A 25,823-nucleotide genomic window follows, 5' to 3' on the forward strand; every position below is an offset into this window, starting at 1 on the left:
AGATTACGGACGGGGAGTACGGCCACGGAACCTCGGACGCCTCAAGTGACCGCACTGTGATGCGCGTTGTGTGCGCGGTCGCGCACTCAGGGGCCGGGGCGGTAACTGCCGGTGGCCTGCTCGAAGATCTCGGTCACTTTGTCACGCTCCGCGTCCGGTCCGATCACCTGGACCACGTGGTACGCGCCGTCGACGGCGAACGCGAAGTTGCGCACGTACACCTCGCGGCCGTTGCTGTCCTGCCAGGTGAACTGCCCCTCCGCCATGGTCCGTCCGCCCACCTCGATGCGGCGCAGCCCGCTCGCACTGGCCCACGACGAGTCGCGGAAGGGCTGGAGCTCCGGCTCCTTGTCCCGCTGGTAGGCCAGCGGGTCGTCGCCGTTCCCCTGCACGGTGTCCCTGCCGGGGACCACGATGAGGGTGAAGTCGCCGCCGGCGTAGCGGACTTGGCCGGCGTCGTTGATCGGCCGGCGCTGCCAGGTCTTGTCGACGGCGATCCTGAAGCCCTCCGGGTCGTCGCGGAGCACATACCCGTCGGGGAGGTCGCCGGCCGGGGCGGACGTCTGGGGCTGCTGCGACCCGGGGGTGCCGCTGGGAGTGGGCCCAGGACTGTCCTCGCCGCCCGTACGACCGGGGCTCGGACCGGCCTGCGACGGCTGCCCGCCCGTGTTCTGCCCCTGCGGCTGCTGTTCCTCGCCGGACTTCGGCATGAACAGCACCGCGTAGGCGACCGCGGCCACCAGGGCGAGCAGGATCAGCAGCAGGAGCGTCCGGCCGAGGGCCCGCGGCCTCCGTCCCGGATTCCCGTACGGCTCCCGGTACGACGTGTCGCGCGGCGGCACCTCGTACGGCTCCTCGTACGCCCGTGCGGGCGGGGCGACTTCGGCGCGGGCCGCGCCCTGGACGCGGCCACGCTCGCGACCACCCTTGGGCTTCTTGTGGCGGTGGCGGCCGTGCGCCGTGTCCGCCCTGCCGGACCGGCGTCTGCGGACGAGCTCGCCCCGCCGGCGCACGATCGGCAGCCGTGATCCGTCGACCGCGCCGGCCGGCAGCGGCACGACGTCCATCCCCGCCTCCGGCTCCGGGGCCGACCGCACCAGCGAACGCAGCCAGCCGCGCAGCTCCTCGAAGTCGGGGCGTTCCGTGGGGTCCTGACGCAGCAGCGATTCGACGACCGGCCGCAGTGGACCGCACTCCTCGGCGAAGGCGGGCGGCTCCGCGCACACCAGCTGGACCAGCTCGGCCGCGTTCTCCTCCGGATAGGGCGCGTGGCCCTGTACGGCCCGGTACAGCAGCGCCCCCAGCGCCCACAGGTCGGTGGCCGGACCGACCGGCGCGGCCAGCTGCCAGTTCTCGTGCACCGGCCCGGCCTGCTCGGGCGCCCACCGCTCGGTGACGGCGCCGACGACGGTGATCCGCGCCTGACGGGCGCGCTCGGCGGCCAGCGGGGTGGAGGGGCCGCTGTACGCGGGCGGGCCGTCGCCGGCGACGGCACCGTCCCAGTGACCGGAGGGCGCCGCGCCGCCGGCCGCGGGACGGCGCTGCGCGTCGGCGCGCATGGCGTCACCGCTGCCGTGCCAGCTGCCGCCGGCGGCGCTCTCCGTACGCGCCGGGGGGAGAGCGGGCCGCGGTCCGCCCGAGTGCCTGTTGCCGCCCCCGCCGGGACCGCTGTCGGTACGGGCGACGGGCAACGCGGGCCGCACACCGCCGCGCTCGCCGCCCGCCCGGCGCACGCCGTACGGGTCGTCTCGGTACGCGTCGTGGTACGCGTCGTGGTCGCGCGCAGCCGGCAGGGCGGGCCGGGCGGCGATGCCACGGGGGCCGCCGCCGCCCCCGACGGGCAGGGAGCCGGGGCCCTCGCGGCCGGGGAAGGGCGCGTCGTGCCAGGTGCCCGCGAGCCGGGCGGGCCCGGGGCCTTGCCCGTCCGGGTCGTCGCGGCGGTCGGCGCCGGGGTCGCGGGACGGCCGGCCGTCGTGGCGGTACAGGTCGTCGGGGTCGTACCGGTCGTGGTCCAGGTCGGTCCGACGCGGGACGCCGAAGTCCGGCTCCTCGAACTCCGCGTCGTCGTCCTCGTCCGCAGCCCCGAGCCCGAGCAGGCCGCGGCGCCCCTCGTCGGGCCGGCGCGCCCACCAGTCGGGGTCGAGGCCGTCCTGCTCCAGGGCGTCGCGGCGTGCCGCGTCCGGGTCCTGTGTGTGGCGCCGGCCCTCCCCCGTACGCGCCCCGGCCCGCGCTCCGGCGCGGTACGCCGCGATCGCGCCGGCCCGAGCCGCACGCACGTCCGGCACCCCGGCCTGCGGTCCGCCCTGCTGGGGCAGCTCCAGGTGCCCGGAACCCCCGGGCGCCGGGCCGCCGTCGGGCTGAGCCACAACGTCGCCGGCGTCCTCGAAGTCCAGCTCCGGCTCCGGGTCGTGCTCCGGCTGCGGTTCCGGCTCCGGTTCCGGCTCCCCTTCCGGCTCCGGCTCCGGCTCCGGCACGGGCGAGTACCCGCAGAGCGCCTCCTCCGCCGCGCCGGACGCCAGTCCGGTCAGCACGACGCGTCCGTCGTCGCAGACGAGCACGGTGCGCACGGTGATGTTGCGGTGGGTCCAGCCGTGCGCGTGCAGGACACGCAGCGCGGTCAGCACGTCGGAGGCGACCTCGGCCGCCCGGTACGGGGTGAGGGGCTTCTCCGCGAGCAGTGCGGCCAGCGGCCGGGCCGAGACCCGCTCGCTCACGATCCACAGCGAGCCGTCCTCGGCGAAGACGTCGAAGACCTGGTCCAGCCGGGGGTGGTCGGGGATCTGCGCGGCCGCCTGCGCCGCCTCGACGGCCCGCAGCACCGCCGGGTCCGTGGGCCGCCGCGTCGTGCCGCCCCTGCCGCCGCCCCGGGCCTGCCGGGGCACGGCGGTCCCGGCGAGGCCGTCCCCGTCGAGCACCTCCGCGTCCACGACCTCGGGCAGCGGGACCTGCCGCACCAGGACTTCATGGCCGCTGTAGGTGTCGAACGCACGGGTCTCCGCGAACTCGTACGCGTCGGAGGGCGGCAACGGCAGGCGGTAGCGGTCGGCCAGCACCCTGCCCGCATAGTCGTCCACGACGCCTCCCCACCAGCGCGCTGTCCCGGTCGGAACCGGAACCACGCACGAAAGCCGTCAATTCCGGTCGCTCAGCGGCCCCTTGTGGCTGCGTACCGTCCGCGACCTCTCACGATACGTGCCCTTGGTCAATCCTTGGGGCTGAACGTGGCGAACGCCGTCTCACGCAGCGTCCTGCACGCCTTGCCGTCCCACTCGCTCGCCTTGCACGTGACCATGATCGAGTAGCCGCGCCTCGCGTCGACCTTGAAGCCCCTGTTGAGGATACGTACCCGCAGGCCGTTCTCGTTGCGCTCGAACTTCCAGTCAGCGACGGTCGGATAGCCCTTGTACTCGACCGGGCCTATGCCGAGGTGCTTGTAACCGTTGCTGGTGGCGCTCACACCGGCGACCGCGGCCGACCATGCGGCGGCGGCGTCGTCCTTCGGACTGTTGTTGAAGTCCACCTGGACCCGCGGCGTCCCGCCGTCGACGCTGAACTTGCCGCCCGAGTTCTGGCCCGCCACGCCCGTGAGCTTGAAGTTCTTGGGCATGGCCATCGTGAAGTGCCAGCGGTCGTTGGAGACCATCACATAGCCGGCCGGCAGGGTGCCGCCGACCGTGTCGTCGCCCTTGGGCTTGCCGGAGGGCGTGCCGTCGGGCGAACCGGTGCCGCCGTCCGTGTCGTCCTTGCCCGCGTCGTCGCCCTTGCCGGTGTCGTCGTCGCCGCCGGGGCTCGCGTCGCCGCCCGTACCCGCGGTGGCCTTGTCCTCCCCGCCGCCGGCACTGGAGCCGGCGGACGCGGCCGTGTCGTCCTTGCCCTTGCCCTGGTTGGCCGGGTCGTCGTCACCGCCGAGGGTGAAGACCAGCACCGTGGACAGCACGGCGAGCACGGCGACGACCGCGATGATCACCAGCGTGCGGCGCGGCACGACGTCGGTGAGCGGAGCGCGCGCCGGCGCGGGCCTGCCGACCGGGGCAGGCGCGGCCTCCTGCTTCGACTCCGTCTTCACGGCGGCGGCCGCGTTGCGTACGGAACGGAGCGCGCCCCGCAGCCGGTCGGCGGCCGGGTCCTTCGGAACAGCGGGGGCCGCCGCGGGCGGTTCGGGGGGCGGGGGCGGCAGCGGTACGACGCGCGTCGCCTCGGGCGACGGCTCGGGCGCCGCGGGCGGCTCCGGCGCGTTCACCACCTGGGTCAGCAGAGCGCGGGCGCCGGCGTCGTCCAGCCGCAGGGCGGGGTCCTTGGCGAGCAGGCCGTAGATGACCTCCTCCAGCGGGCCCGCGTTCTTGGGCGGGTCGAGCGGCTCGGTCATCACGGCGGTCAGCGTCGCGATCGCCGAGCCCTTGTCGTACGGCGGGGTGCCCTCGACGCTCGCGTAGAGGAGGCCGCCGAGCGACCACAGGTCCGCCGCCGGGCCGGGCTTGTGGCCGCGGGCCCGCTCGGGCGAGATGTACGACGGGGCGCCGACGAGCATGCCCGTCGAGGTGATCGACGGGTCGCCCTCGACCTGGGCGATGCCGAAGTCGGTGAGCACGACACGGCCGTCGCGTCCGATGAGCACGTTGGACGGCTTCACGTCGCGGTGCAGGATGCCCTCGCGGTGCGCGGAGCGCAGCACGTCGAGTATCGCCAGGCCGACCTCGGCGGCCCGGCGCGGCGTGAGGACGCCGTCCTCCCGTACGACCTCGGCGAGGGACTTGCCCTCGACGAGCTCCATGACGATCCACGGGCGGTCGTCCTCGTCGACGACGTCGTAGACGGTCACGGCACTGTTGTTGCGGATACGGGCGATCGCCTTCGCCTCGCGCAGGGTGCGCGTGATGAGCCGGCGCTTCTCGTCGTCGTCGATGCTGTTGGGGAAGCGCAGCTCCTTGACGGCGACCGTGCGGCCGAGGGTCTCGTCGACCGCCCGCCACACCGTGCCCATGCCGCCGCGCCCGAGGACGCCGCCGAGCCGGTAACGCCCGGCGAGCAGCCGCCCGTCGCTCCCGGTGGCCCCGCGCCCCTTGCCACCGCTCGCGGCAGCGGCCGTGGACGCGCGCCCGGTACGGGCGGGCGGCTCCGCCGCAGCCGCCTTCACCGGGGCAGGCTTCGCGTCCTGCGGCGCGGGTGCGGCAGGCTCGGCGTCCTCCGGCGCCTGGCCGACCGACTTCGGGGAGGCCGACATCGGGCCGACCGGCTTCACGTCGACCGGCTTCACGTCGGAAGCCTGCTGGGACGCGGGCTTCGCGTCCTGCGGCTTCTCGGCAGCAGGCTCGTCCGCAGCCTGCCGCGAGGCCGGCTTCGCGTCCTCCGGCTCCTCGTCGGCCGCTGCGGAAGGCTGTACGCCGGGCACCGCCGCGCCGTCCGCCGGGGTCGTGTCCTTGCCCAGCGATGCCACGGCATCCGGCGTCTCGTCGGAGGCGGCCGAGGCGCGCGTGGCCGGCGCCTTGCGCGCCGACGCCGCTGGCGCCTCGGCGGCGTCCTGAGCCTCCGTCACGCTCCCTTCGGCAGAACCGTCCTCGGCCCCGTCGTCGCTGCCCTCCGCGTCCGACGCGCCAAGCTCCGAGGCTTCCTTGTCCGAGGAGGCGCCCAGGCCCGTGTCCGCAGCCGCACCGGCGTCCGGGCCCGATTCCTCCGTGCGGTCCGTGCCTTCGTCTCCAGCGGCCGGCGCACCGGCCACAACGTCCTCGCGCACCGCCTTCGGGGCCGAGGCGGAGACGGCCGTACCCGAGGCTGCCCCACCCGAGCCGGAACCGGCGCCCCCACCGGCCGGGCCGGCTTCCGCGCCCGCGGCAGAACCCGCATCCCCGCCGGCGAAGCCGGCCCCCCGCTGGGGCTCCCGCGACTGCTCAGCCTCCGACATGCGTCCCCTCTGCGATCCCTGATCTTCGCCCGCGCCTGCCGCTCTCCGCGCGATGCGGTAACCCGCCCTGGAAGAGCGCCCATTGTCTCTCACTCCGGGACCGGTACGTCGTCCGGGTCCACCCAGTGGCACCCGGGACACGCACGGGTGAGCCGCCCACCAGGTCGTCACTCGGCGTGAAATCCACCCCGGTACTGGTCGGGGCTCTGCCCCGTTCGCCCAACAGGCCCCGCACCGGGTCGATTTACGCCGTATCAGGGTCGGCGGAGACCGTGCCCGGCCGCCCGCGCGGGACACCGGGACCCTGCCGGGGTCCCCATGGCCCCGGCGTCAACGGACCACGTCAGAGCGGCACGATCTCCGGCGCCCCCAGCCGGGCCGCGTCCGCCGTCAGGTCGTCCGGCTGCCGCTGCGACTCCCGTTCCGCCTCCACCCGCTTCTCGTAGTGCTCGACCTCCTTCTCGATCTGCGCCTTCTCCCAGCCGAGGACCGGAGCCATCAACTCGGCGCACTCACGGGCGCTGCGCGTCCCCCGGTCGAACGTCTCGATCGAGATGCGCGTACGCCGCGTCAGCACGTCGTCCAGGTGCCGGGCCCCCTCGTGCGAGGCGGCGTAGACGACCTCGGCCCGCAGATAGTCGTCCGCTCCGGTGATCGGATCGCCGAGCGTCGGGTCCTCGGCGACGAGGGCGAGCAGTTCCTCGGCCAGTGCGCCGTAGCGGTTCAGCAAGTGCTCCACACGCACCACATGGAGGCCGGTCCGCGCGGCGATCCTCGCCCGCGCGTTCCACAGGGCGCGGTACCCCTCGGCGCCCAGCAGGGGCGTGTCCTCGGTGACGCACTCGGCCACCCGCTGGTCGAGGCCGTGCACCGCCGCGTCCACGGCGTCCTTCGCCATCACCCGGTATGTCGTGTACTTGCCGCCGGCCACGACCACGAGGCCCGGCACGGGGTGCGCCACCGTGTGCTCGCGCGACAGCTTGCTCGTCGCGTCCGACTCGCCGGCGAGCAGCGGCCGCAGCCCCGCGTACACCCCTTCGACGTCGTCCCGGGTGAGCGGCACGGCCAGCACCTCGTTGACGTGCTCCAGCAGATAGTCGATGTCGGCGCTGGAGGCGGCCGGATGCGCCTTGTCGAGGTCCCAGCCGGTGTCGGTGGTGCCGACGATCCAGTGCCGTCCCCACGGGATGACGAACAGCACGGACTTCTCGGTCCGCAGGATCAGCCCGGTCGTGGAGTGGATCCGGTCCTTGGGCACGACCAGATGGATGCCCTTGGACGCCTTCACATGGAACTGCCCGCGCTCCCCGATCAGCGCCTGCGTGTCGTCGGTCCACACGCCGGTGGCGTTCACGATCTGCCGGGCCCGGATCTCGTACTCCCCCCCGGCCTCGACGTCGCGCACCCGGGCCCCGACGACCCGCTCGCCCTCCCGCAGGAAGCCGACCACCCTGGCGCGGCTGGCGACCTGCGCCCCGTAACTCGCGGCGGTACGCACCAGGGTCGTGACGAAACGGGCGTCGTCCATCTGGGCGTCGTAGTACTGCAGGGCGCCGACCAGCGCGTCCTTCTTCAGGGCGGGCGCGACGCGCAGGGCGCGCCGTCGGGAGAGGTGGCGGTGGACGGGCAGCCCCCGCCCGTGGCCCGACGACACCGACATCGCGTCGTACAGCGCGACGCCCGAGCCCGCGTACAGCCGCTCCCAGCCCTTGTGCTGGAGCGGATAGAGGAACGGCACCGGCTTGACCAGGTGCGGGGCCAGCCGCTCCAGCAGCAGACCGCGCTCCTTGAGCGCCTCTCTGACCAGGGCGAAGTCGAGCATTTCCAGATAGCGCAGGCCACCGTGGATCAGCTTGCTCGACCTGCTGGAGGTGCCCGACGCCCAGTCGCGCGCCTCCACCAGACCGGTGAGAAGTCCTCGCGTCGCGGAATCGAGCGCGATGCCGGCACCGACCACGCCGGCGCCCACCACCAGCACGTCCAGTTCCCGCTCGGCCATCCCGGCCAGCGCTTCCGCGCGCTCCGCGGGTCCCAGTGTCGCTGTCCTCACTGCTGCCTCCCGTCGCCCCCGTGCGTGTCCTGCGGTCGGTCTCACAACGTCGCACTCACACGTCGATTCTGTCCGCAGTCGCCGACTTCAGCCACCGCCTGTGGATAACACTCGGACGGCCACGAGCCCACAATCCGACAGAACGGTCATATTTACGCCTAGTCTGACATTGCGCCTGCCTGTTCTGCCCACAGGGCTTGCGCTCACTGTCCCCATCGGCTACGGGAAGGACGGCTACAGCCATGCCCGCCGATCTCGCCGTCATCGGACTCGGCCACCTCGGTCTGCCGCTCGCCCAGGCCGCCGTGGCCGCAGGCATCGAAACCATCGGCTACGACCCCGACCCACGCCGGCTCACGGAACCCACCGCCGGAGTGACGGCCGCCGACATCCGGCGCATGCTCTCCGGCGGGTTCCGCAACGTCACCGACCCGGCCGAACTCGGCCGCGTACGCACCGCCGTCATCTGCTCCCCCACACCCTTGGGCGCGGACGGCGCGCTGGACCTGACGCCGCTCGCCGACGCCGCACGGGCGCTCGCGTCCCGGCTACGGCCGCACACCACGGTCCTGCTGGAGTCGGCCGTCGAGCCCGGCACCACGGAGGACTTCCTGCGGCCCCTGCTCGAAGAGGGCTCCGGACTGCGCGCGGGCCGGGACTTCCACCTGGCCTACTCCCCCGGCCGCACCGACCCCGGCCGCCGGACCCACGGCTACGCCAACACCCCGAAGGTCATCGGCGGACTGACCCCCGCCTGCACGGAGTCCGCGGCCGCGTTCTACGCCCGGCTGACCGACAAGGTGGTCCGCGCCCGCGGCCTGCGCGAGGCAGAGACCGTCAAGGTCCTCGAGACCAACTTCCGGCACGTCAACATCGCGCTGGTCAACGAGATGGCGGTGCTCTGCCACGATCTCGGCGTCGACCTCTGGGACGTCATCCGCTGCGCCGAGACCAAGCCCTTCGGCTTCCAGGCCTTCCGCCCGGGCCCCGGCGTCGGCGGCCACGGCGTCCCCCTCGACCCCGGTCACGCCCCGGGCCGCGCCCTGCGCATGGTCGGCCTCGCCCAGGAGATCAACACCCGGATGCCGCAGTACGTCGTCCGCCGCTGCGCCACGCTCCTCAACGAACACGGCAAGTCGGCCCGCGGCGCCCGCGTCCTGCTCCTCGGCGTCACCTACAAGCCGGACCTCGCCGACCTCCAGAGCTCCCCGGCCACCGAGATCGCCCGCCGCCTGATGGACCTGGGCGCGTCCGTCAGCTACCACGACCCCTACGTCCCGGACTGGCGCGTCGGCGAACTCCCCGTCCCCCGCGCCGACTCGCTGTACGAGGCGGCCGCCGCCGCCGATCTGACGGTCCTGGTGCAACACCACCGCACCTACGACCTCCAGGGCCTCGCCGTGAAGGCCCAACTCCTGCTGGACACAAGGGGGGCGACTCCGGCGGGCGCGGCGCACCGCCTCTGACGCCCTTTCGGGACCCGACGCCGCCCTCACAACGGTCACATAACCGAATGTCGTTCCGTCGGACCGGGCTGCTAGTCTCCGGGACCGCCGCTCGCACGATCGTGCGACGCGTTCATCCCAGGGGGAGTTCCACCATGAGCCAGCCCGTCCCGCCGCCGTCCGGCAACCCGTTCGCCGGTGGCGACCAGTTCGCGCCCGCCCCGCCGCCGGCCCCGGTCCGCAACAACCTCGGCCTCGGCCTCGCAGCCGGCCTCGCGGCCGCCGTCGTCGGCACCCTCGTCTACGGCGGCGTGATGCGCGCGCTGGCGAACGAGGACGGCAGCTACACGGAGATCGGCTACGCCGCCCTCGCCGTCGGCGCGCTCGTCGGCTTCGCGCTCGGCAAGGTCGGCGGCCGGAACCCGATCCTGCCGCTGATCGGAGTCCCGCTGGCGCTGGTCGCCGTCTTCTGCGGCCAGCTCTTCGGCTTCGCCCTGATGATCAGCTGGTGGTCGGAGGCCACGCCCGACCCGCTGACCGTCACCGAGATCCTGACGTCGAACCTCGGCGACCTGATCGAAGCCTGGAAGGAAGAGGCGGAGGCCATGACCTATCTCTTCCTGGGCATCTCGGGTGTCGCGGGCTACACCATCACCAAGAAGGTCGCGGGCTGACCCTGCGAACCGAGTGGGGCCCGGCATCGGACGATGCCGGGCCCCACGCGTGCGCGTCCTGCCCTCCTCGTCTATTCCCCTCGTTTCAGTCGTCCGCCGCCGGTGGCAGGCGGACTCGTACGGCCGCTGATCCCGTTCCCCCGGGTCGACTCTCCGTACGCGAAGGACCCTACTCGTCGGTAACTACCTGCTGGCGGCCCGGCAATCCGCTTTGATCAAGATCTGAGCCTCCCGCTCCCCAGGGCGGGGGGAGGTGGCAGCAACCAGAGCATGACGAAGGGGCCCGACGCACCTGCCGGTGCGTCAGGCCCCTTGACTGCCCACGGCGTCAGCGGCTGTGCTGCGAGTCCGCCACCGTGACCTCGACGCGCTGGAACTCCTTGAGCTCGCTGTAGCCCGTCGTCGCCATCGCGCGGCGCAGGGCGCCGAAGAAGTTCATCGAGCCGTCCGGGGTGTGCGAGGGACCGGTGAGGATCTCCTCCGTGGTGCCCTCGATGCCCAGGTCCACCAGCTTGCCGCGCGGCACGTCCTCGTGGACGGCCTCCATGCCCCAGTGGTGGCCCTTGCCCGGCGCGTCCGTGGCGCGGGCCAGCGGCGAGCCGATCATGACCGCGTCGGCGCCGCAGGCGATCGCCTTCGGCAGGTCGCCGGACCAGCCGACGCCGCCGTCCGCGATGACGTGCACGTACCGGCCGCCGGACTCGTCCATGTAGTCGCGGCGGGCCGCGGCCACGTCGGCGACGGCGGTCGCCATCGGGACCTGGATGCCCAGCACGTTGCGGGTGGTGTGCGCGGCGCCGCCGCCGAAGCCCACCAGGACACCCGCCGCGCCGGTGCGCATCAGGTGCAGCGCCGCGGTGTACGTGGCGCAGCCGCCGACGATGACCGGGACGTCGAGCTCGTAGATGAACTGCTTCAGGTTCAGCGGCTCGGCGGCGCCGGAGACGTGCTCGGCGGAGACAGTCGTGCCGCGGATGACGAAGATGTCGACGCCCGCGTCGACGACGGCCTTCGAGAACTGCGCGGTGCGCTGCGGGGAGAGCGCGGCGGCGGTGACGACACCGGAGTCACGCACCTCCTTGATGCGCTGCCCGATCAGCTCCTCCTTGATGGGAGCCGCGTAGATCTCCTGCAGCCTGCGGGTGGCGTTCGCCTCGTCCATCTCGGCGATCTCGTCGAGCAGCGGCTGCGGGTTCTCGTACCGGGTCCACAGGCCCTCGAGGTTCAGTACGCCCAGGCCGCCCATCTCGCCGATCCGGATGGCGGTCTGCGGGGAGACCACGGAGTCCATCGGAGCGGCCAGGAAGGGCAGCTCGAAGCGGTAGGCGTCGATCTGCCAGGCGATCGAGACCTCCTTCGGGTCCCGCGTACGCCGGCTCGGTACGACGGCGATGTCGTCGAACGCGTACGCCCGGCGGCCGCGCTTGCCGCGCCCGATCTCGATCTCAGTCACGTGTGTGGCCTTTCCTTCTGCATCTGCGCCAGTGCGCTACCAGTATCCCCGACGCACACGTGAGGGGCGGCCCCGGCAACCCCCGGGACCGCCCCTGGCACGTATCGGACTACTTCCTGCTGTAGTTCGGCGCCTCGACCGTCATCTGGATGTCGTGCGGGTGGCTCTCCTTGAGACCCGCCGAGGTGATCCGCACGAACCGGCCCTTGCTCTCCATCTCGTCGACGGAGGCCGCCCCGACGTAGCCCATCGTCTGCCGCAGACCGCCGACCAGCTGGTGGAGCACCGCGGAGAGCGGACCGCGGTAGGGCACCTGGCCCTCGATGCCCTCGGGGACGAGCTTGTCGTCGGAGGCCACCTCCGCCTGGAAGTAGCGGTCCTTGGAGTACGAGCGGCCCTGGCCGCGCGACTGCATGGCGCCGAGCGAACCCATGCCCCGGTACGACTTGAACTGCTTGCCGTTGATGAAGAGCAGCTCGCCGGGGGACTCCTCGCAGCCGGCGAGGAGGCTGCCCAGCATGACCGTGTCGGCGCCGGCCGCGAGGGCCTTGCCGATGTCGCCGGAGTACTGCAGGCCGCCGTCGCCGATGACCGGGACGCCCGCCGCCCGGGCGGCCAGCGCCGCCTCGTAGATCGCGGTGACCTGCGGGACGCCGATGCCGGCGACCACGCGGGTGGTGCAGATGGACCCGGGTCCGACACCGACCTTGACGCCGTCCACGCCCGCGTCGATCAGGGCCTGGGCGCCGTCACGGGTGGCCACGTTGCCGCCGATGACGTCGACGCCGACGCTCGACTTGATCTTCGCCATCCAGTCGAGGGCGTTGCTGTTGTGCCCGTGCGAGGTGTCGACGATCAGGAAGTCGACGCCCGCGCCGGCCAGCGCCTGGGCCCGCTCCAGGGCCTCCGGGCTGGCGCCGACGGCCGCGCCGACGAGCAGCCGGCCCTCGGCGTCCTTCGCCGCGTTCGGGTACTGCTCGGCCTTGACGAAGTCCTTGACCGTGATCAGGCCCTTGAGGATGCCCGCGTCGTCGACCAGCGGAAGCTTCTCGATCTTGTGACGACGCAGCAGCTCCATGGCGTCCACGCCGGAGATGCCGACCTTGCCGGTGACCAGCGGCATCGGGGTCATGACCTCGCGCACCTGGCGCGTACGGACCGTCTCGAAGGCCATGTCGCGGTTGGTCACGATGCCCAGCAGCTTGCCCGCGGCGTCCGTGACCGGCACTCCGCTGATGCGGAACTTGGCGCACAGGGCGTCGGCCTCGGCGAGCGTGGCATCGGGGTGCACCGTGATCGGATCGGTGACCATGCCGGACTCGGAACGCTTGACCAGGTCGACCTGGTTCACCTGGTCCTCGATGGACAGATTGCGGTGCAGCACGCCCACGCCGCCCTGGCGCGCCATCGCGATCGCCATGCGGGACTCGGTGACCTTGTCCATCGCCGCCGAGAGCAGCGGGATGTTCACCCGGACGTTCCGCGAGACACGGGACGAGGTGTCGACCGCGTTGGGCAGCACTTCCGACGCACCCGGCAGCAGAAGCACATCGTCGTAGGTCAGCCCGAGTGTCGCGAATTTCTCGGGCACTCCGTCGACGTTGGTCATGACACCTTCCCCAAATGGCCTTGATCCCTGCGGATGTCCATGCTAACGGCCCGAGACGCCGTCTCATTCCACGACCAAGATCGATGAAAAGCTTTGGACGTTCGCACGACAGTCGTCACGGGAGTCATACGGAGGACGCCGGCGACCCGTTCACTGCTCGGCCAGCGCCCGCAGCCGGCTGAGCGCACGGTGCTGTGCGACCCGGACGGCGCCGGGCGACATCCCCAGCATCTGACCCGTCTCCTCCGCGGTCAGCCCGACGGCGACCCTGAGCACCAGCAGCTCGCGCTGGTTCTCCGGCAGATTGGCGAGCAGCCTCTTGGCCCACTCGGCGTCGTCGCTGAGCAGCGCCCGCTCCTCCGGACCGAGCGAGTCGTCCGGCCGCTCCGGCATCTCGTCGGACGGCACGGCCGTCGACCCCGGATGGCGCATCGCCGCCCGCTGCAGATCGGCGACCTTGTGGGACGCGATGGCGAAGACGAAGGCCTCGAAGGGCCGCCCGGTGTCCTTGTAGCGCGGCAGCGCCATCAGCACCGCGACGCAGACCTCCTGGGCGAGATCCTCGACGAAGTGCCGCGCGTCACCCGGCAGCCGGCTCAGGCGCGAGCGGCAGAAACGCAGCGCGAGCGGATGCACATGGGCCAGCAGGTCGTGCGTCGCCTGTTCGTCGCCGTCGACGGCACGGTGCACGAGTGCCCCGATGGCCCCCTGGGCGGTCACCGCCTCGTCGTCGCGCATCGGTCCATGGTGCCCTGGACCGCGATCGTCCGCGGCACCGCGTCCCGTGTTGTGCACCGAAGCGTTATGAGCAGGTGCGCCGGAACTCATCTCCTGCGCCCTCCCCTCCCGCTCGACCGACTCGTCCCCGAGGAACTCCACACCCTCAAGGATGCGGCATCACGCGGGAAACGGATGCCCTCGGGCATCCGTCATCCCGCGCCGTCCCGTTCCTGCGGCCCTCAGCGCACCAGGCCCCAGCGGAATCCGAGCGCCACGGCGTGCGCCCGGTCCGAGGCGCCGAGCTTCTTGAACAGCCGCCTGGCGTGCGTCTTCACCGTGTCCTCCGAGAGGAAGAGCTCGCGCCCGATCTCCGCGTTGGAGCGGCCGTGGCTCATGCCCTCGAGGACCTGGATCTCACGCGCGGTGAGCGTGGGCGCGGCGCCCATCTCGGCCGACCGGAGCCGGCGCGGCGCAAGCCGCCACGTGGGATCGGCGAGCGCCTGGGTGACGGTCGCGCGCAGCTCGGCGCGCGACGCGTCCTTGTGCAGATAGCCGCGGGCGCCGGCGGCGACCGCGAGTGCGACACCGTCGAGGTCCTCCGCGACGGTCAGCATGATGATCCGGGCGCCCGGGTCGGCGGAGAGCAGCCGGCGCACCGTCTCGACGCCGCCCAGTCCGGGCATGCGTACGTCCATCAGAATCAGGTCCGAACGATCGGCGCCCCAGCGGCGGAGGACTTCCTCGCCGTTGGCCGCGGTCGTCACGCGCTCGACGCCGGGCACGGTCGCGACCGCGCGGCGGAGCGCCTCTCGGGCAAGCGGGGAGTCGTCGCAGACGAGGACGGATGTCATGGCCGCCCTCCGCAGCTGATGCGCGTCACCTTGAGCCTCCAGGCTGGGTACGTTTCTTCACCTGTGCGGTTGAACGCTCTCGGACATGTGCCCGAGCGCTTGTTCCTTCAACCGCCTCCGCACTCTCAACGACGGTCACTCGAAAGAGTTACGGGTCGTACGCAGCACTTCCGCACGCTGCGTGAGGGGCCGACCGGCGGGCGTGATCGCCGGTTCCACCGGGCCGCGAGGGCCCGACGGGACTCCACCGAGGTTTCACACCGCACGGGCGGAGCACCCGTGCACCGGCGGATGCGGGCCCTGCCCCATTCAGCGGCTTTTCTTCCCTTTTTCCGGTGTCTATGGCTAGATTCGCAATGAGTCATATTTACATCTACTTACACAGCAGATGTACGGTCGTTGGCACGGTGCTGGTGCCGGATCCGGCGCACGTCCGGTCGGCGTCCCGCCCGTTTCCGACCTGGTCCTGTATCCACCCAGCACGGTTTCAAGGGGACATGCGCCATGGCAGATTTCTCTCGCCTTCCCGGACCCAACGCCGATCTGTGGGACTGGCAGCTCCTCGCGGCATGCCGTGGGGTCGACAGCTCGCTCTTCTTCCACCCGGAGGGCGAGCGAGGCGCGGCGCGCAGCGCGCGCGAGAACTCGGCGAAGGAGGTCTGCATGAGGTGCCCGGTACGGGCCGAGTGCGCGGCGCATGCGCTGGCCGTACGCGAGCCCTACGGCGTCTGGGGCGGACTGACGGAGGACGAGCGCGAGGAACTCATGGGACGGGCACGCCACCGGCTGGTTCCCGCGACAAGCGCGGGGCACGGCTGACGCGGTCGCCGTACGCCCCAATGGGAGAAACGTTCCTGCATCACCGCGTGCCCGCGCGGCCGGCGATCTGCCCCGACCGCCCCGACCGCCCCGACCACTCGGCCCCCGGCCTCCCCAGACCGGGGGCCGCTTCGCGGCGACTCCGCGCCTCACCCTCCCCCTGAGGCCCAGCGGGCTGGATGCGCCCGGCGCTCGTGGTACCGGCCTCCGCCCCGCAGCTGCCCACCGGCGGGGCCGAATCCGCCGCCCCGGGGCAGGGGGACGCGCAGAGGGCGTGTTCGGGACGTAAGGCGTCACAAGCCCCGGGCGGGGCAGGTACGGGAATGCAGTCCCGGACATGCCCTCGGAGCAGCGCCCGGACACCACGTCCACCCGGACCGGGGCAGATCCACGCACGACCCCCGACCCACCCGGCCGCGCCCGGACCCGCGGCACCCGGCACCCGGCACCCGGCACCCGGCACCCGGCACCCGGACACCGAACGACACGGACCCGGACCCGGACCAGGAGACCGACGCCGCAGCCCGGACCGACCTGGTCCCGCCCGGAAACGTGAACCCGGACCGGCCTGGCCACGCCCGGAACCCCGACCCACCGGGCCACGCCCGGAAACCCTGAACCCGGACCCACCGGGCCGCGCCCGGAAGACGCAGACCTCAGCGCGACGCCGCCCGCGCCAGTTCCGTCAGCGTCGCGGAGACCGCGGGGACATGGGCCAGGTCCGGCAGGGTCAGCGCCACGATCTCGCGGTCGACGGCCGGTTCGACCGTCACCAGCCGGGCGCCCTTGGGCCGTACCGACTCCAGCGCCAGCTCCGGCAGTACGGCGACACCCAGCCCCGCGCCGACCAGGCCGATCACCGCGGGATAGTCGTCGGTGGCGAAGTCGATGCGCGGGGTGAAGCCCGCCTCCTCGCAGGCGTCCACGAGCTGCCGGCGGCAACGCGGGCAGCCGGCGATCCACGACTCCTCGGCGAGGTCGGCGATGGCGACGGAGGCCGCTCCGGCGAGGCGGTGACCCTCGGGCACCAGGCCGACGAGCCGGTCGGTGAGCAGGGGCCGCACCTCCAGGTCTGCCCACTCCGACTCCGCACCGGACGCCCCGGCCGCGCCGGACGCCGCCCCGTACCGGAAGGCGAGCGCCACGTCGCAGTCGCCGTCGCGCAGCATCTCGACGGAGCGCGGCGGCTCGGCGTCGACGAGGGAGACGCGCGTGCCGGGGTGGGCCGCGCGCAGGGCGGCGAGCGCGGTGGGGACCAGGGTGGAGCTGCCGCTGGGGAACGAGACGAGGCGCACCCGGCCGGCCCGGAGGCCGGCGATCGCCGCGACCTCCTCCTCCGCGGCGGTGAGCCCGGCGAGGATGCCGGACGCGTGCCGGACGAGGGCTTCACCGGCCTGGGTGAGGCGCATCTCGCGGCCGGTCCGGATCAGCAGCGGGGTGCCCACGGAGCTCTCGAGCGCCTTCATCTGCTGGCTGACCGCGGGCTGCGTGCAGCCCAGTTCGCGGGCGGCCGCGGAGAACGAGCCGGTGGCGGCGACGGCGCGCAGGACACGGAGGTGGCGGGCTTCGATCACCCACCCAGCATAAGCGACTCTTGGAGGAAGGTCCGATAATCCCGAGGAAACTTTGAGGCGCGGTCGATTAGCGTGCCGGACATGAAGCTCTTGACCGTGAACCTCGGGCGGCCCAAGGCCGTCGACTACTCCGATGCGCCGGGCGGCACGACCGGGATCGACAAGCGCCCGGCCGACGGGCCCGTCCGGGTGGCGGACCCGGGTCCCAAGGGACAGGGCGGGAGCGGCCTGGCGGGCGACGCGGTCTGCGATCTGCGCCACCACGGCGGGTCCGACCAGGCCGTCTACGCCTTCGCCCGGGAGGATCTCGACGCCTGGGAACGGGAGTTGGGGCGCGCCCTCGCCAACGGCGTGTTCGGTGAGAACCTCACCACCAGCGGTGTGGACGTCACCGGCGCGAGGATCGGCGAGCGCTGGCGCGTCGGCGACTCGCTGGTGCTGGAGGTCACTTCGGGCCGTATCCCGTGCCGTACGTTCGCGGGCCGGCTCGGTGAGAAGGGGTGGGTCAGGCGCTTCACCGGCAACGGCGCCTCCGGGGCGTATCTGCGGGTGATCGTGCCGGGCGAGATCCGCTCGGGCGACCCCGTCGAGATCGTGCACCGGCCGGCGCACGACGTCACGGTGGCGATGGCGTTCAGGGCTCAGACGACCGAGCGGTCGCTGCTGCCCCGGGTGCTCGCCGCCGGTGAGGCCCTCCACGCGGAACTGCTGAAGAACGCCCGCGAGTACGTCGCCACGTACGGCCCGGCGCCCGAGGACGAAGCGGCCCCCACCGGTACCGCCTGACGGCACGGCACGCGCCGGCCCGCGCATGGGGGACATCCCCGAGGGGGCCGGCGCGACGGATGGGGGACGGCTGGGGGCGTCCCCCGATGCCGCGGGTCACGGGCGGCCGTGACGCTGAGGGCATGTCCCCTGTGAAACGCGTCCTGGTGGTCCTCTGCTCGGCCGCCGTCGCCCTCGTCCTCGCTCTCGGCGGCGGAGGGCTCTGGCTCTACTCGGACGCCGATGTGTCCACCGCCGGTACGGAGTTCACCCGCGAGATGGCCGTGCCGCCCCTCGCGCCGTCGACGGTGCGCGCCGACGGCACGCGGGTCTTCGACCTGACGATGCGGGCGGGGCACAAGGAGTTCAGGGCCGGGTCCAAGACGCCCACCTGGGGCTTCAACGGTGACCACCTCGGCCCGACCCTGCGCGCGAAGCGCGGCGAGAAGGTCCAGGTGCGGGTCAGGAACACGCTGGACGAGCAGTCCACCGTCCACTGGCACGGAATGCATCTGCCCGCGCGGATGGACGGCGGCCCGCACCAGATGGTGGCGCCCGGCGCCTCCTGGTCGCCGCACTGGACGGTCGACCAGCCGGCCGCGACCCTCTGGTACCACCCGCATCCGCACGGGCGGACCGAGCAGCATGTGCAGCGGGGACTGGCCGGGATGTTCCTGCTGGACGACGAGAGGTCGGCGAGGCTGCCGCTGCCGAAGCGGTACGGCGTCGACGACCTGCCGGTCGTGGTGCAGGACGTACGGTTCGACGGCGCGGAGTTCGACCACGGCCACAGGCTGATGGCGGGCAGCGGGTTCCTCGGCGACCGGACCATGGTCAACGGCACACTCGAGCCGTACAAGGTGGTCCGGGACGAGCTGGTGAGGCTGCGGCTGCTCAACGCCTCCACCGCCCGGATCTACGACTTCGGGTTCACCGACGACCGGCGGTTCTCCCTCGTCGGCACGGACGGCGGACTGCTGGAGCGGCCGGCCGCCATGGACCGCGTCCAGCTCTCGCCCGGCGAGCGGGCCGAGATCGTGGTGCGGATGGCACCGGGTGAGCGTGCCGTGCTGCGCAGCTTCCCGCGGCAGGACTACGGCGACTTCTGGCAGACCCGCTTCAACGGCGGCGACGACACCTTCGACGTCCTCGAGCTGCGGGCCGCGGACACCCTGCGCCCCTCCCCCGAACTCCCCGCGGAACTGGGCGAGCTGAGGCTCCCGGACGGCTCCGACTCCGTGCGCGAGCGCTCCTTCGCGCTGCGGACGTCCGGGATCAACGGCAGGGCCATGGACATGGACCGGATCGACGCGGCGGTCACCCGCGGCACGTCGGAGACGTGGACCGTACGCAACCAGGACGGCGCCCCGCACAACTTCCATGTGCACGACGTGCAGTTCAGAGTGCTGGAGGTGGACGGCAGGCGGCCGCCGCCGGAGCTGCGCGGGGCCAAGGACACCGTCTTCGTGCCCGGCGGAAGGACCGTGAGGCTCGCGATGCGGTTCACCGGGCCCGCCGATCCGGACGCTCCGTACATGTACCACTGCCATCTGCTGTACCACGAGGACGGCGGCATGATGGGGCAGTTCGTGGTCGTGGAGAAGGGGCAGCGGGCGGGGAAGCCGGGTACGCCGCACTCGCACGCGGGGCATTAACGTGCCCGTATGACGACTGCACTGATCACGGGCGCGACCGCGGGCATCGGCGCCGCCTTCGCGCGGCGGCTGGCGGCCGACGGGCACAACCTGGTGCTGGTGGCCCGGGACACCGAGCGGCTGCAGGCACAGGCCACCGAGCTGCACGACGGCCACGGCATCGAGGCGGAGGTGCTGACGGCGGACCTGTCGGCGGAGGACGGGATCACCGCGGTCGAGCGCCGTCTGGCGGACCGCACCCACCCCGTCGACCTGCTGGTCAACAACGCGGGTTTCGGGAACAAGGGCCGTTTCCTGGACGTGTCGATGGCCGACGAGCTGACGATGCTGAAGGTGCACTGCGAGGCGGTGCTGCGTCTGACGGCCGCCGCGGCGGAGCCGATGCGGGAGCGCGGCCGGGGCGGCGTGGTGAACGTGGCGTCGGTCGCCGCGTTCGTGCCCCGCGGCACCTACGGCGCGTCGAAGGCGTGGGTCGTGCAGTTCACCCAGGGCGCGGCCAGGGACCTGGCCGGCACGGGGGTGCGGCTGATGGCGCTGTGCCCCGGTTTCGTACGGACCGAGTTCCATCAGCGAGCCGGGATGGGCACGGACAACATTCCCGGCTGGATGTGGCTGGACGCGGACAAGCTGGTGGCCGCGGCCCTGGCGGACCTGGCGAAGGGGAAGTCGCTCTCCGTCCCCGATCCGCGGTACAAGGCGCTGATGGGCGTGGTGAAGCTGACGCCGCGCGGACTGCTGGGCGGGGTCACGTCGAGGACGGGCCGGAAGTACGGGCCCCAGTAGTCCCGCGCGGCGGCTCCCGGACCACAGGATGTGACGCGCGTCACTAGGATGGACGTATCCCATCGGGGGCCGCAGCCGCCCGGGAGGCGCCATGAAGTTCGTGCAGATCATCGACTACAAGACCGCCAGGTTCGACGACATGAGCGCGGTCATGGACCAGTGGGTCGAGCAGACCAAGGGGAAGCGGACCACCGCCCACGCCGTCACCGGAAAGGACCGCACCGAGAGCAACCACTACGTCGAGATCGTGGAGTTCCCCTCGTACGAAGAGGCGATGAGGAACTCCCGGCTGCCGGAGACGGACAAGATGTTCAAGGAGATGGTGGCGCTCTGCGACGGCATGCCGTCCTTCACCGACCTCGACGTGGTCCGTGAGGAGCAGCTCAACTCGGCGACCGCCCGCCGCTTCTTCCACGAGATCGCCTCCGGCGGCAATCTGGAGGCCATCCCTGAGGTGTTCGCGGCGGACTACACCGACCACGACATCGCCAACGAGGAAGACGCCGAGACCGGCATGGACGTCATCAGCCGGGACCTCACCATGTGGCGCGACGCCTTCGACTTCACCTTCGAGCTCGACCGGCAGATCACCGAAGGGGACGACGTCGTGACGCTGTGGACCTGGAACGGCCGGCACAAGGGCGACTTCCAGGGCATCCCCGCCACCGGCGAGCAGTGCACCATGACCGGGACGACGATCTTCCGCTTCGAGGACGCGAAGATCAAGGAAGGCTGGTGGCACATGGACCTGCTGCGCCTGATGCGGCAGCTCGGCGCCATGTGAACCACAGCCGCGGGGGGCCAGGTGAACGGCCCGCCGCAAAAGGCCGGGTGAACGCCGCCGCGAAGGAAGGCCCCCGTCCCGCGCTCGGCGGGACGGGGGCCTTCTTTCGGCGCGTGCCGGGTCGGTCGACCGCGGGTGCGTCAGTGGCTGTGGCCGTGACCGTGGCCGTGGCCCGCGTCGCCCTCGTCCTCGGCCGGCTTCTCGACGACCAGGGTCTCGGTCGTGAGCAGCAGGGAGGCGATGGAGGCGGCGTTCTCCAGAGCGGAGCGCGTGACCTTGACCGGGTCGATGACGCCGGCCTTGACCAGGTCGCCGTACTCGCCGGTCGCGGCGTTGAAGCCGTTGCCCGCCTCGAGCTCGGCCACCTTGGCGGTGATCACGTAGCCCTCGAGGCCGGCGTTCTCGGCGATCCAGCGCAGCGGCTCGACGGCGGCGCGGCGGACGACGGCGACACCGGTGGCCTCGTCGCCCTCCTTGCCCAGGTTGCCCTCGAGCACCTTCACGGCGTGGACGAGCGCGGAGCCGCCACCGGAGACGATGCCCTCCTCGACCGCGGCGCGGGTCGCGGAGATGGCGTCCTCGAGGCGGTGCTTCTTCTCCTTCAGCTCCACCTCGGTGGCGGCGCCGACCTTGATCACGCACACGCCGCCGGCCAGCTTCGCGAGGCGCTCCTGGAGCTTCTCGCGGTCCCAGTCGGAGTCGGTGGACTCGATCTCGGCCTTGATCTGGTTGACGCGGCCGGCCACGTCCTCGGACTTGCCGCCACCGTCGACGATGGTGGTGTCGTCCTTGGTGATGGTCACGCGGCGGGCGGTGCCCAGCACGTCCAGACCGGCCTGGTCGAGCTTGAGGCCGACCTCCTCGGCGATGACGGTGGCACCGGTGAGGGTGGCCATGTCGCCGAGCATCGCCTTGCGGCGGTCGCCGAAGCCGGGGGCCTTGACGGCCACCGCGTTGAAAGTGCCGCGGATCTTGTTGACGACCAGGGTCGACAGGGCCTCGCCCTCGACGTCCTCGGCGACGATCAGCAGCGGCTTGGAGCCACCGGCCTGGATGACCTTCTCCAGCAGCGGCAGCATGTCCTGGATGGAGGCGATCTTGCCCTGGTGGATCAGGATGTACGGGTCGTCGAGGACGGCCTCCATACGCTCCTGGTCGGTCACCATGTACGGGGACAGGTAGCCCTTGTCGAAGGCCATGCCCTCGGTGAAGTCCAGCTCCAGACCGAAGGTGTTGGACTCCTCGACGGTGATGACACCGTCCTTGCCGACCTTGTCCATCGCCTCGGCGATGAGCTCGCCGACCTGCTGGTCCTGCGCGGAGAGCGCGGCCACGGCGGCGATGTCGGCCTTGTCCTCGATCGGACGGGCGGTCGCGAGCAGCTCGTCGGAGACGGCCTTGACCGCGGCGTCGATGCCCTTCTTCAGGGCGGCCGGGGAGGCGCCGGCGGCGACGTTGCGCAGTCCCTCGCGGACCAGCGCCTGGGCCAGCACGGTGGCGGTGGTCGTACCGTCACCCGCGATGTCGTTGGTCTTGGTCGCCACCTCCTTCACCAGCTGGGCGCCCAGGTTCTCGTACGGGTCCTCGATCTCGACCTCGCGGGCGATGGTGACACCGTCGTTGGTGATGGTGGGAGCGCCGAACTTCTTGTCGATGACGACGTTGCGGCCGCGAGGGCCGATCGTCACCTTGACCGTGTCGGCAAGCTTGTTGACGCCGCGCTCGAGGGCGCGACGGGCGTCCTCGTCGAACTTCAGGATCTTCGCCATGGGAGCGGTTCAGCCCTCTCGGAAAGTCGTGTTCAAAGAACCGCGCCCCTCGCCGCCCGGCAATCCGCGGGGTGACCAGGGGCGCAGCTCAAAGCAATGCAGGTGAAGCCGGTGCTTACTTCTCGACGATCGCGAGCACGTCGCGGGCCGAGAGGACGAGGTACTCCTCGCCGCTGTACTTCACTTCGGTGCCGCCGTACTTGCTGTACAGCACGATGTCGCCGGTCTTCACGTCGAGCGGCAGGCGCTCGCCGTTCTCGAAGCGGCCCGGGCCCACTGCCAGGACGACGCCCTCCTGGGGCTTCTCCTTCGCAGTGTCCGGAATGACCAGGCCAGAGGCCGTGGTCTGCTCGGCGTCGAGCGGCTGGACCACAATGCGGTCCTCGAGCGGCTTGATGGCAACCTTGGAGCTGGCGGTCGTCACGATCCGACCTCCCCCTTCGGAGATCACGGGGTTAACTGATCTGAGGTGGCGACCAGGTGGATCCGTCGTCGCGGGTGCCGGACCTGCCCGTCGCTGTGTTGGCACTCTCACTGGGTGAGTGCCAGAGCCGAGACTATGACTGTGATTAGCACTCGGTCAAGCGGAGTGCCAATGTGGCGCCGCGCGCCGTCGAAATCCCGGTACGGACAACGCCCGGGCCGCGCCCCCGGTTCCGGGCCGCCGGCGCCGCTCCCGGGCCACCCCCGTCAGACGTAGTCCTCCAGTCTGGCCACCGCGTATCCCTTGGACGTCACGGTCTTCATCACGCGCCGGATCATGTCGGGCATGGTGCCCTTCCACTCCTCCTTGCCGCGGAAGTGGGTGAGGATGATGTCGCCCGGGTGCAGGTCCCTGTCCCACTCACGCCACTCCATGTGGTCCGGGAACGCCTCCGAGGCCCACAGCGGCACGGCCTCGATCCCGCACTTCTTGGCGGCGCGCAGGGTGTCCTTGTTGTAGTTCCCGTACGGCGGGCGCATCAGCCGGGGGCGGGTGCCGTACCGCTTCTCCAGCTTGTCCTGCTGGCCGCAGATCTCGTGCTTCTGCCGGCTGTACGAGAGCCCGGGCAGATACGGGTGGGTGAGCGTGTGGTTGTGCAGCGCCACCCCGCGGTCGCGCATCTTCTCGAAGTAGCCGTAGTCGTCGTTGATCACGTAGTCGCTGAGGAAGGCGCTGTAGGGGATCCGCAGTTCGGACATCATCCGCAGCAGCTCCGGGTCCTTCTCCGCGCCGTCGTCGATCGTCAGGAAGACGATCTTCTCCTTGGTCGGCACGGTGGTGAACACCGGCGGCAGGCCCTCGCCGCCCTCCACCTCGAAGCCCTTGCGGGTGGTGATCTCCGGTTTCACGGCGGGCGGCGGGGGCGCCGCGAGCGGGGTCCCCGCCAGCCCCCACTTCTTCGCGGCGGCGGCGCGGGCCTTCTGGGTGCGCCTGGTCTTCTCCACGTACGCGGAGAGCGCCCCGGCGGGGCCGACCGCCTCCTGCGCGTCCGGCTTCTTCGCCTCCGGCTTCCGGGCGTCCGGCTTCTTCACCTCCGGGCCCTGCTGCGCCGACTGCCCGGCGGCGGAGCCGGCGGGGCGCGGCGCCTGCGCGGCGTTCTCGGCCGCACAGCCCGAGCCGAGAGCGGCGACCACGAGAGCGGCGAGAGCCGCACGGGCCCGATACGCTCCCAACTTTCCCTTTTGTCGTACTAGCTGCATGGCGACGCATCCTGTCAGCGCCCCGCCCGCTCACCCGCCCGACACCTCCGGCGGGCGCGCACCATCCCCCGCCTGGCCCACAATGGCCCGGTGAACGACCTCGACCCGCTCGCCGCCTTCGCCGCACTGCGCACCGGGGAGGGCGGAGCGCTGCTGGCCTCGCTCGCCTCCTACGACCCGGCCCAGGAGCTCTCCGTCGCGACGCGCCTGCGCCGCGACCATCCGGCGGCGCTGGTCTCCGCGGCTCTCGGGCAGGCGCGGCTGAGACAGCGTGCGGTGGCCAAGTTCGGCCAGGACGACGCCCACCGGATGTTCTTCACCCCGAACGGCGTCGAGCAGTCCACCCGCCGCTCGGTCGCCGAGCACCGCGCCGCCCGCTTCGCCGCGCTCGGCGTCCGCAGCGTGGCCGATCTGTGCAGCGGCATCGGCGGGGACGCGATCGCGCTGGCCCGGGCCGGCATCGCGGTCCTCGCCGTCGACCGCGACCCGCTCACGGCCGAGGCCGCACGCGCGAACGCCGAGGCGCTGGGCCTGTCCAACCTGATCGAGGTCCGCTGCGCGGACGTCACCGACGTCGACACCTCCTCGTACGACGCGGTGTTCGCGGACCCCGCCCGCCGGGGCGGCCGTGGCCGGATCTTCGACCCGGAGGCGTACTCCCCGCCCCTGTCCTGGGCCGTCGGCGCGGCCCGCGCCCGCCCTCACGCCGCGCTGAAGGTGGCGCCGGGCATCCCCCACGAGGCGGTTCCCGAGGGCGCGGAGGCGGAGTGGATCTCGGACGGCGGCGACGTGAAGGAGGCGGTGCTCTGGTTCGGCACCGCCCCGTCGGCGGTCCGTGCCACCCTCCTCCCGGGCCCGCACACCCTCACCGGCCGCGGCCTGCCGAACCCGCCGGTCCGGCCGGTCGGCCGCTACCTGTACGAGCCGGACGGCGCGGCGATCCGCGCCCACCTGGTCGCGGAGGTCGCGGAGGACGTGTCGGGCGGCCTCGTCGACGAGACGATCGCGTACATCACCTCGGACGAACTGCGCCCGACCCCGTACGCCACGGCGTACGAGATCAGCGACGAACTGCCCTTCAACATGAAGAAGCTGAAGGCGCTGCTGCGGGAGCGCGAGGTCGGCAACCTCACCGTGAAGAAGCGCGGCTCCGCCGTCGAACCCGAGGAGGTCCGCCGCAAGGTCAAGCCCCAGGGCCGGAACGCGGCAACGGTCTTCCTGACCCGGGTCGCGGGCGCCCCGACGATGCTGATCGGCCGCCCGGCGCAGGAGGCAGGCCCCTGAAGGCCC

The 25,823-nt window shown here is 72.2% G+C and carries 19 protein-coding genes; 8 read left to right on the forward strand and 11 right to left on the reverse strand.

The window, feature by feature from the left end; translation table 11 throughout:
* Positions 1-86 precede the first annotated feature (86 nt).
* From ACFYOP_RS23695 to ACFYOP_RS23705, 3 genes are all read right to left on the reverse strand, one after another.
* Positions 87-3,074: a protein kinase gene (locus ACFYOP_RS23695; protein WP_356895291.1), complete on the reverse strand. Its 2,988-nt coding sequence runs from the start codon at positions 3,072-3,074 to the stop codon at positions 87-89.
* A 128-nt stretch (positions 3,075-3,202) separates the two neighbouring features.
* Positions 3,203-4,981, reverse strand: coding sequence for a serine/threonine-protein kinase (locus tag ACFYOP_RS23700; protein WP_388452738.1), 1,779 nt, complete (start codon positions 4,979-4,981; stop codon positions 3,203-3,205).
* A 1,261-nt stretch (positions 4,982-6,242) separates the two neighbouring features.
* Complete coding sequence (locus ACFYOP_RS23705) at positions 6,243-7,949, reverse strand: glycerol-3-phosphate dehydrogenase/oxidase (protein WP_356895287.1); 1,707 nt, start codon at positions 7,947-7,949, stop codon at positions 6,243-6,245.
* Between the two features lie 242 nt (positions 7,950-8,191).
* Between ACFYOP_RS23705 and ACFYOP_RS23710 the strand changes: the two genes are divergently transcribed.
* Both ACFYOP_RS23710 and ACFYOP_RS23715 read left to right on the forward strand, forming a co-directional pair.
* Positions 8,192-9,415, forward strand: coding sequence for a nucleotide sugar dehydrogenase (locus ACFYOP_RS23710; RefSeq protein ID WP_356895285.1), 1,224 nt, complete (start codon positions 8,192-8,194; stop codon positions 9,413-9,415).
* A 134-nt stretch (positions 9,416-9,549) separates the two neighbouring features.
* Positions 9,550-10,068: a hypothetical protein gene (locus tag ACFYOP_RS23715; protein WP_356895283.1), complete on the forward strand. Its 519-nt coding sequence runs from the start codon at positions 9,550-9,552 to the stop codon at positions 10,066-10,068.
* 328 nt (positions 10,069-10,396) lie between these two features.
* Here ACFYOP_RS23715 and ACFYOP_RS23720 read toward each other — a convergent pair whose 3' ends face one another.
* The 4 genes from ACFYOP_RS23720 to ACFYOP_RS23735 form a co-directional block, all read right to left on the reverse strand.
* A complete protein-coding gene (locus tag ACFYOP_RS23720; protein WP_356895281.1) occupies positions 10,397-11,521 on the reverse strand; it encodes a GuaB3 family IMP dehydrogenase-related protein in 1,125 nt (374 codons plus the stop codon).
* 109 nt (positions 11,522-11,630) lie between these two features.
* A complete protein-coding gene (gene guaB, locus ACFYOP_RS23725) occupies positions 11,631-13,130 on the reverse strand; it encodes an IMP dehydrogenase (protein ID WP_356895279.1) in 1,500 nt (499 codons plus the stop codon).
* A 150-nt stretch (positions 13,131-13,280) separates the two neighbouring features.
* Positions 13,281-13,868: a sigma-70 family RNA polymerase sigma factor gene (locus ACFYOP_RS23730; RefSeq protein WP_100108644.1), complete on the reverse strand. Its 588-nt coding sequence runs from the start codon at positions 13,866-13,868 to the stop codon at positions 13,281-13,283.
* A 221-nt stretch (positions 13,869-14,089) separates the two neighbouring features.
* Positions 14,090-14,701, reverse strand: coding sequence for a response regulator transcription factor (locus ACFYOP_RS23735; protein ID WP_003948568.1), 612 nt, complete (start codon positions 14,699-14,701; stop codon positions 14,090-14,092).
* Positions 14,702-15,205: 504 nt separating this feature from the next.
* Here ACFYOP_RS23735 and ACFYOP_RS23740 point away from each other — a divergent pair.
* Positions 15,206-15,520: a WhiB family transcriptional regulator gene (locus tag ACFYOP_RS23740; protein WP_356895276.1), complete on the forward strand. Its 315-nt coding sequence runs from the start codon at positions 15,206-15,208 to the stop codon at positions 15,518-15,520.
* Between the two features lie 656 nt (positions 15,521-16,176).
* On the opposite strand, the gene ACFYOP_RS23745 is transcribed toward ACFYOP_RS23740, so the two are convergent.
* On the reverse strand, positions 16,177-17,094 hold the full coding sequence (locus ACFYOP_RS23745) for a LysR family transcriptional regulator (protein WP_356895274.1): 918 nt from the start codon (positions 17,092-17,094) through the stop codon (positions 16,177-16,179).
* Positions 17,095-17,175: 81 nt separating this feature from the next.
* Between ACFYOP_RS23745 and ACFYOP_RS23750 the strand changes: the two genes are divergently transcribed.
* The 4 genes from ACFYOP_RS23750 to ACFYOP_RS23765 all read left to right on the forward strand — a co-directional run bounded on the left by ACFYOP_RS23750 (position 17,176) and on the right by ACFYOP_RS23765 (position 21,081).
* Positions 17,176-17,880 (forward strand): MOSC domain-containing protein, encoded by a 705-nt coding sequence (locus tag ACFYOP_RS23750; RefSeq protein WP_356895272.1) that lies wholly within the window; start codon positions 17,176-17,178, stop codon positions 17,878-17,880.
* Positions 17,881-18,002: 122 nt separating this feature from the next.
* Positions 18,003-19,514 carry a multicopper oxidase domain-containing protein gene (locus ACFYOP_RS23755; protein WP_356895270.1) on the forward strand — a complete coding sequence of 504 codons (1,512 nt, stop codon included), beginning with the start codon at positions 18,003-18,005 and terminating at the stop codon, positions 19,512-19,514.
* Between the two features lie 9 nt (positions 19,515-19,523).
* Positions 19,524-20,297, forward strand: a complete 774-nt coding sequence (locus ACFYOP_RS23760; protein ID WP_356895268.1) for an SDR family oxidoreductase — start codon at positions 19,524-19,526, stop codon at positions 20,295-20,297.
* A 91-nt stretch (positions 20,298-20,388) separates the two neighbouring features.
* Positions 20,389-21,081, forward strand: coding sequence for an ester cyclase (locus ACFYOP_RS23765; RefSeq protein WP_356895266.1), 693 nt, complete (start codon positions 20,389-20,391; stop codon positions 21,079-21,081).
* Between the two features lie 140 nt (positions 21,082-21,221).
* On the opposite strand, the gene groL is transcribed toward ACFYOP_RS23765, so the two are convergent.
* The 3 genes from groL to ACFYOP_RS23780 all read right to left on the reverse strand — a co-directional run bounded on the left by groL (position 21,222) and on the right by ACFYOP_RS23780 (position 24,533).
* Entirely contained in the window at positions 21,222-22,850 is a 1,629-nt protein-coding gene (groL, locus tag ACFYOP_RS23770; RefSeq protein ID WP_356895264.1) for a chaperonin GroEL, read from the reverse strand.
* A 115-nt stretch (positions 22,851-22,965) separates the two neighbouring features.
* Positions 22,966-23,274: a co-chaperone GroES gene (gene groES / locus ACFYOP_RS23775; RefSeq protein ID WP_005313390.1), complete on the reverse strand. Its 309-nt coding sequence runs from the start codon at positions 23,272-23,274 to the stop codon at positions 22,966-22,968.
* Positions 23,275-23,540: 266 nt separating this feature from the next.
* The gene (locus ACFYOP_RS23780) at positions 23,541-24,533 is read right to left on the reverse strand and encodes a polysaccharide deacetylase family protein (RefSeq protein WP_356895262.1); all 993 of its coding nucleotides are present in this window, start codon (positions 24,531-24,533) and stop codon (positions 23,541-23,543) included.
* Here ACFYOP_RS23780 and ACFYOP_RS23785 point away from each other — a divergent pair.
* Positions 24,528-25,817 (forward strand): methyltransferase domain-containing protein, encoded by a 1,290-nt coding sequence (locus tag ACFYOP_RS23785; RefSeq protein ID WP_388452741.1) that lies wholly within the window; start codon positions 24,528-24,530, stop codon positions 25,815-25,817. The two genes, ACFYOP_RS23780 and ACFYOP_RS23785, sit on opposite strands and share 6 nt — an antisense overlap.
* Positions 25,818-25,823: the final 6 nt, after the last annotated feature.

The sequence above is a fragment of the Streptomyces sp. NPDC006294 genome, from assembly GCF_042870895.1.
Classification (GTDB): Bacteria; Actinomycetota; Actinomycetes; order Streptomycetales; family Streptomycetaceae; genus Streptomyces.

What these genes read in the sequence shown, in the direction of transcription:
- guaB (WP_356895279.1), bottom strand. Translation starts at nt 13,130, where the DNA reads ATGACCAACGTCGACGGAGTGCCCGAGAAATTCGCGACACTCGGGCTG.
- ACFYOP_RS23780 (WP_356895262.1), bottom strand. Translation starts at nt 24,533, where the DNA reads ATGCAGCTAGTACGACAAAAGGGAAAGTTGGGAGCGTATCGGGCCCGT.
- ACFYOP_RS23730 (WP_100108644.1), bottom strand. Translation starts at nt 13,868, where the DNA reads ATGCGCGACGACGAGGCGGTGACCGCCCAGGGGGCCATCGGGGCACTC.
- ACFYOP_RS23710 (WP_356895285.1), top strand. Translation starts at nt 8,192, where the DNA reads ATGCCCGCCGATCTCGCCGTCATCGGACTCGGCCACCTCGGTCTGCCG.
- groL (WP_356895264.1), bottom strand. Translation starts at nt 22,850, where the DNA reads ATGGCGAAGATCCTGAAGTTCGACGAGGACGCCCGTCGCGCCCTCGAG.
- ACFYOP_RS23740 (WP_356895276.1), top strand. Translation starts at nt 15,206, where the DNA reads ATGGCAGATTTCTCTCGCCTTCCCGGACCCAACGCCGATCTGTGGGAC.
- ACFYOP_RS23735 (WP_003948568.1), bottom strand. Translation starts at nt 14,701, where the DNA reads ATGACATCCGTCCTCGTCTGCGACGACTCCCCGCTTGCCCGAGAGGCG.
- ACFYOP_RS23715 (WP_356895283.1), top strand. Translation starts at nt 9,550, where the DNA reads ATGAGCCAGCCCGTCCCGCCGCCGTCCGGCAACCCGTTCGCCGGTGGC.
- ACFYOP_RS23700 (WP_388452738.1), bottom strand. Translation starts at nt 4,981, where the DNA reads ATGGGCACGGTGTGGCGGGCGGTCGACGAGACCCTCGGCCGCACGGTC.
- ACFYOP_RS23760 (WP_356895268.1), top strand. Translation starts at nt 19,524, where the DNA reads ATGACGACTGCACTGATCACGGGCGCGACCGCGGGCATCGGCGCCGCC.
- ACFYOP_RS23750 (WP_356895272.1), top strand. Translation starts at nt 17,176, where the DNA reads ATGAAGCTCTTGACCGTGAACCTCGGGCGGCCCAAGGCCGTCGACTAC.
- ACFYOP_RS23765 (WP_356895266.1), top strand. Translation starts at nt 20,389, where the DNA reads ATGAAGTTCGTGCAGATCATCGACTACAAGACCGCCAGGTTCGACGAC.
- ACFYOP_RS23755 (WP_356895270.1), top strand. Translation starts at nt 18,003, where the DNA reads ATGTCCCCTGTGAAACGCGTCCTGGTGGTCCTCTGCTCGGCCGCCGTC.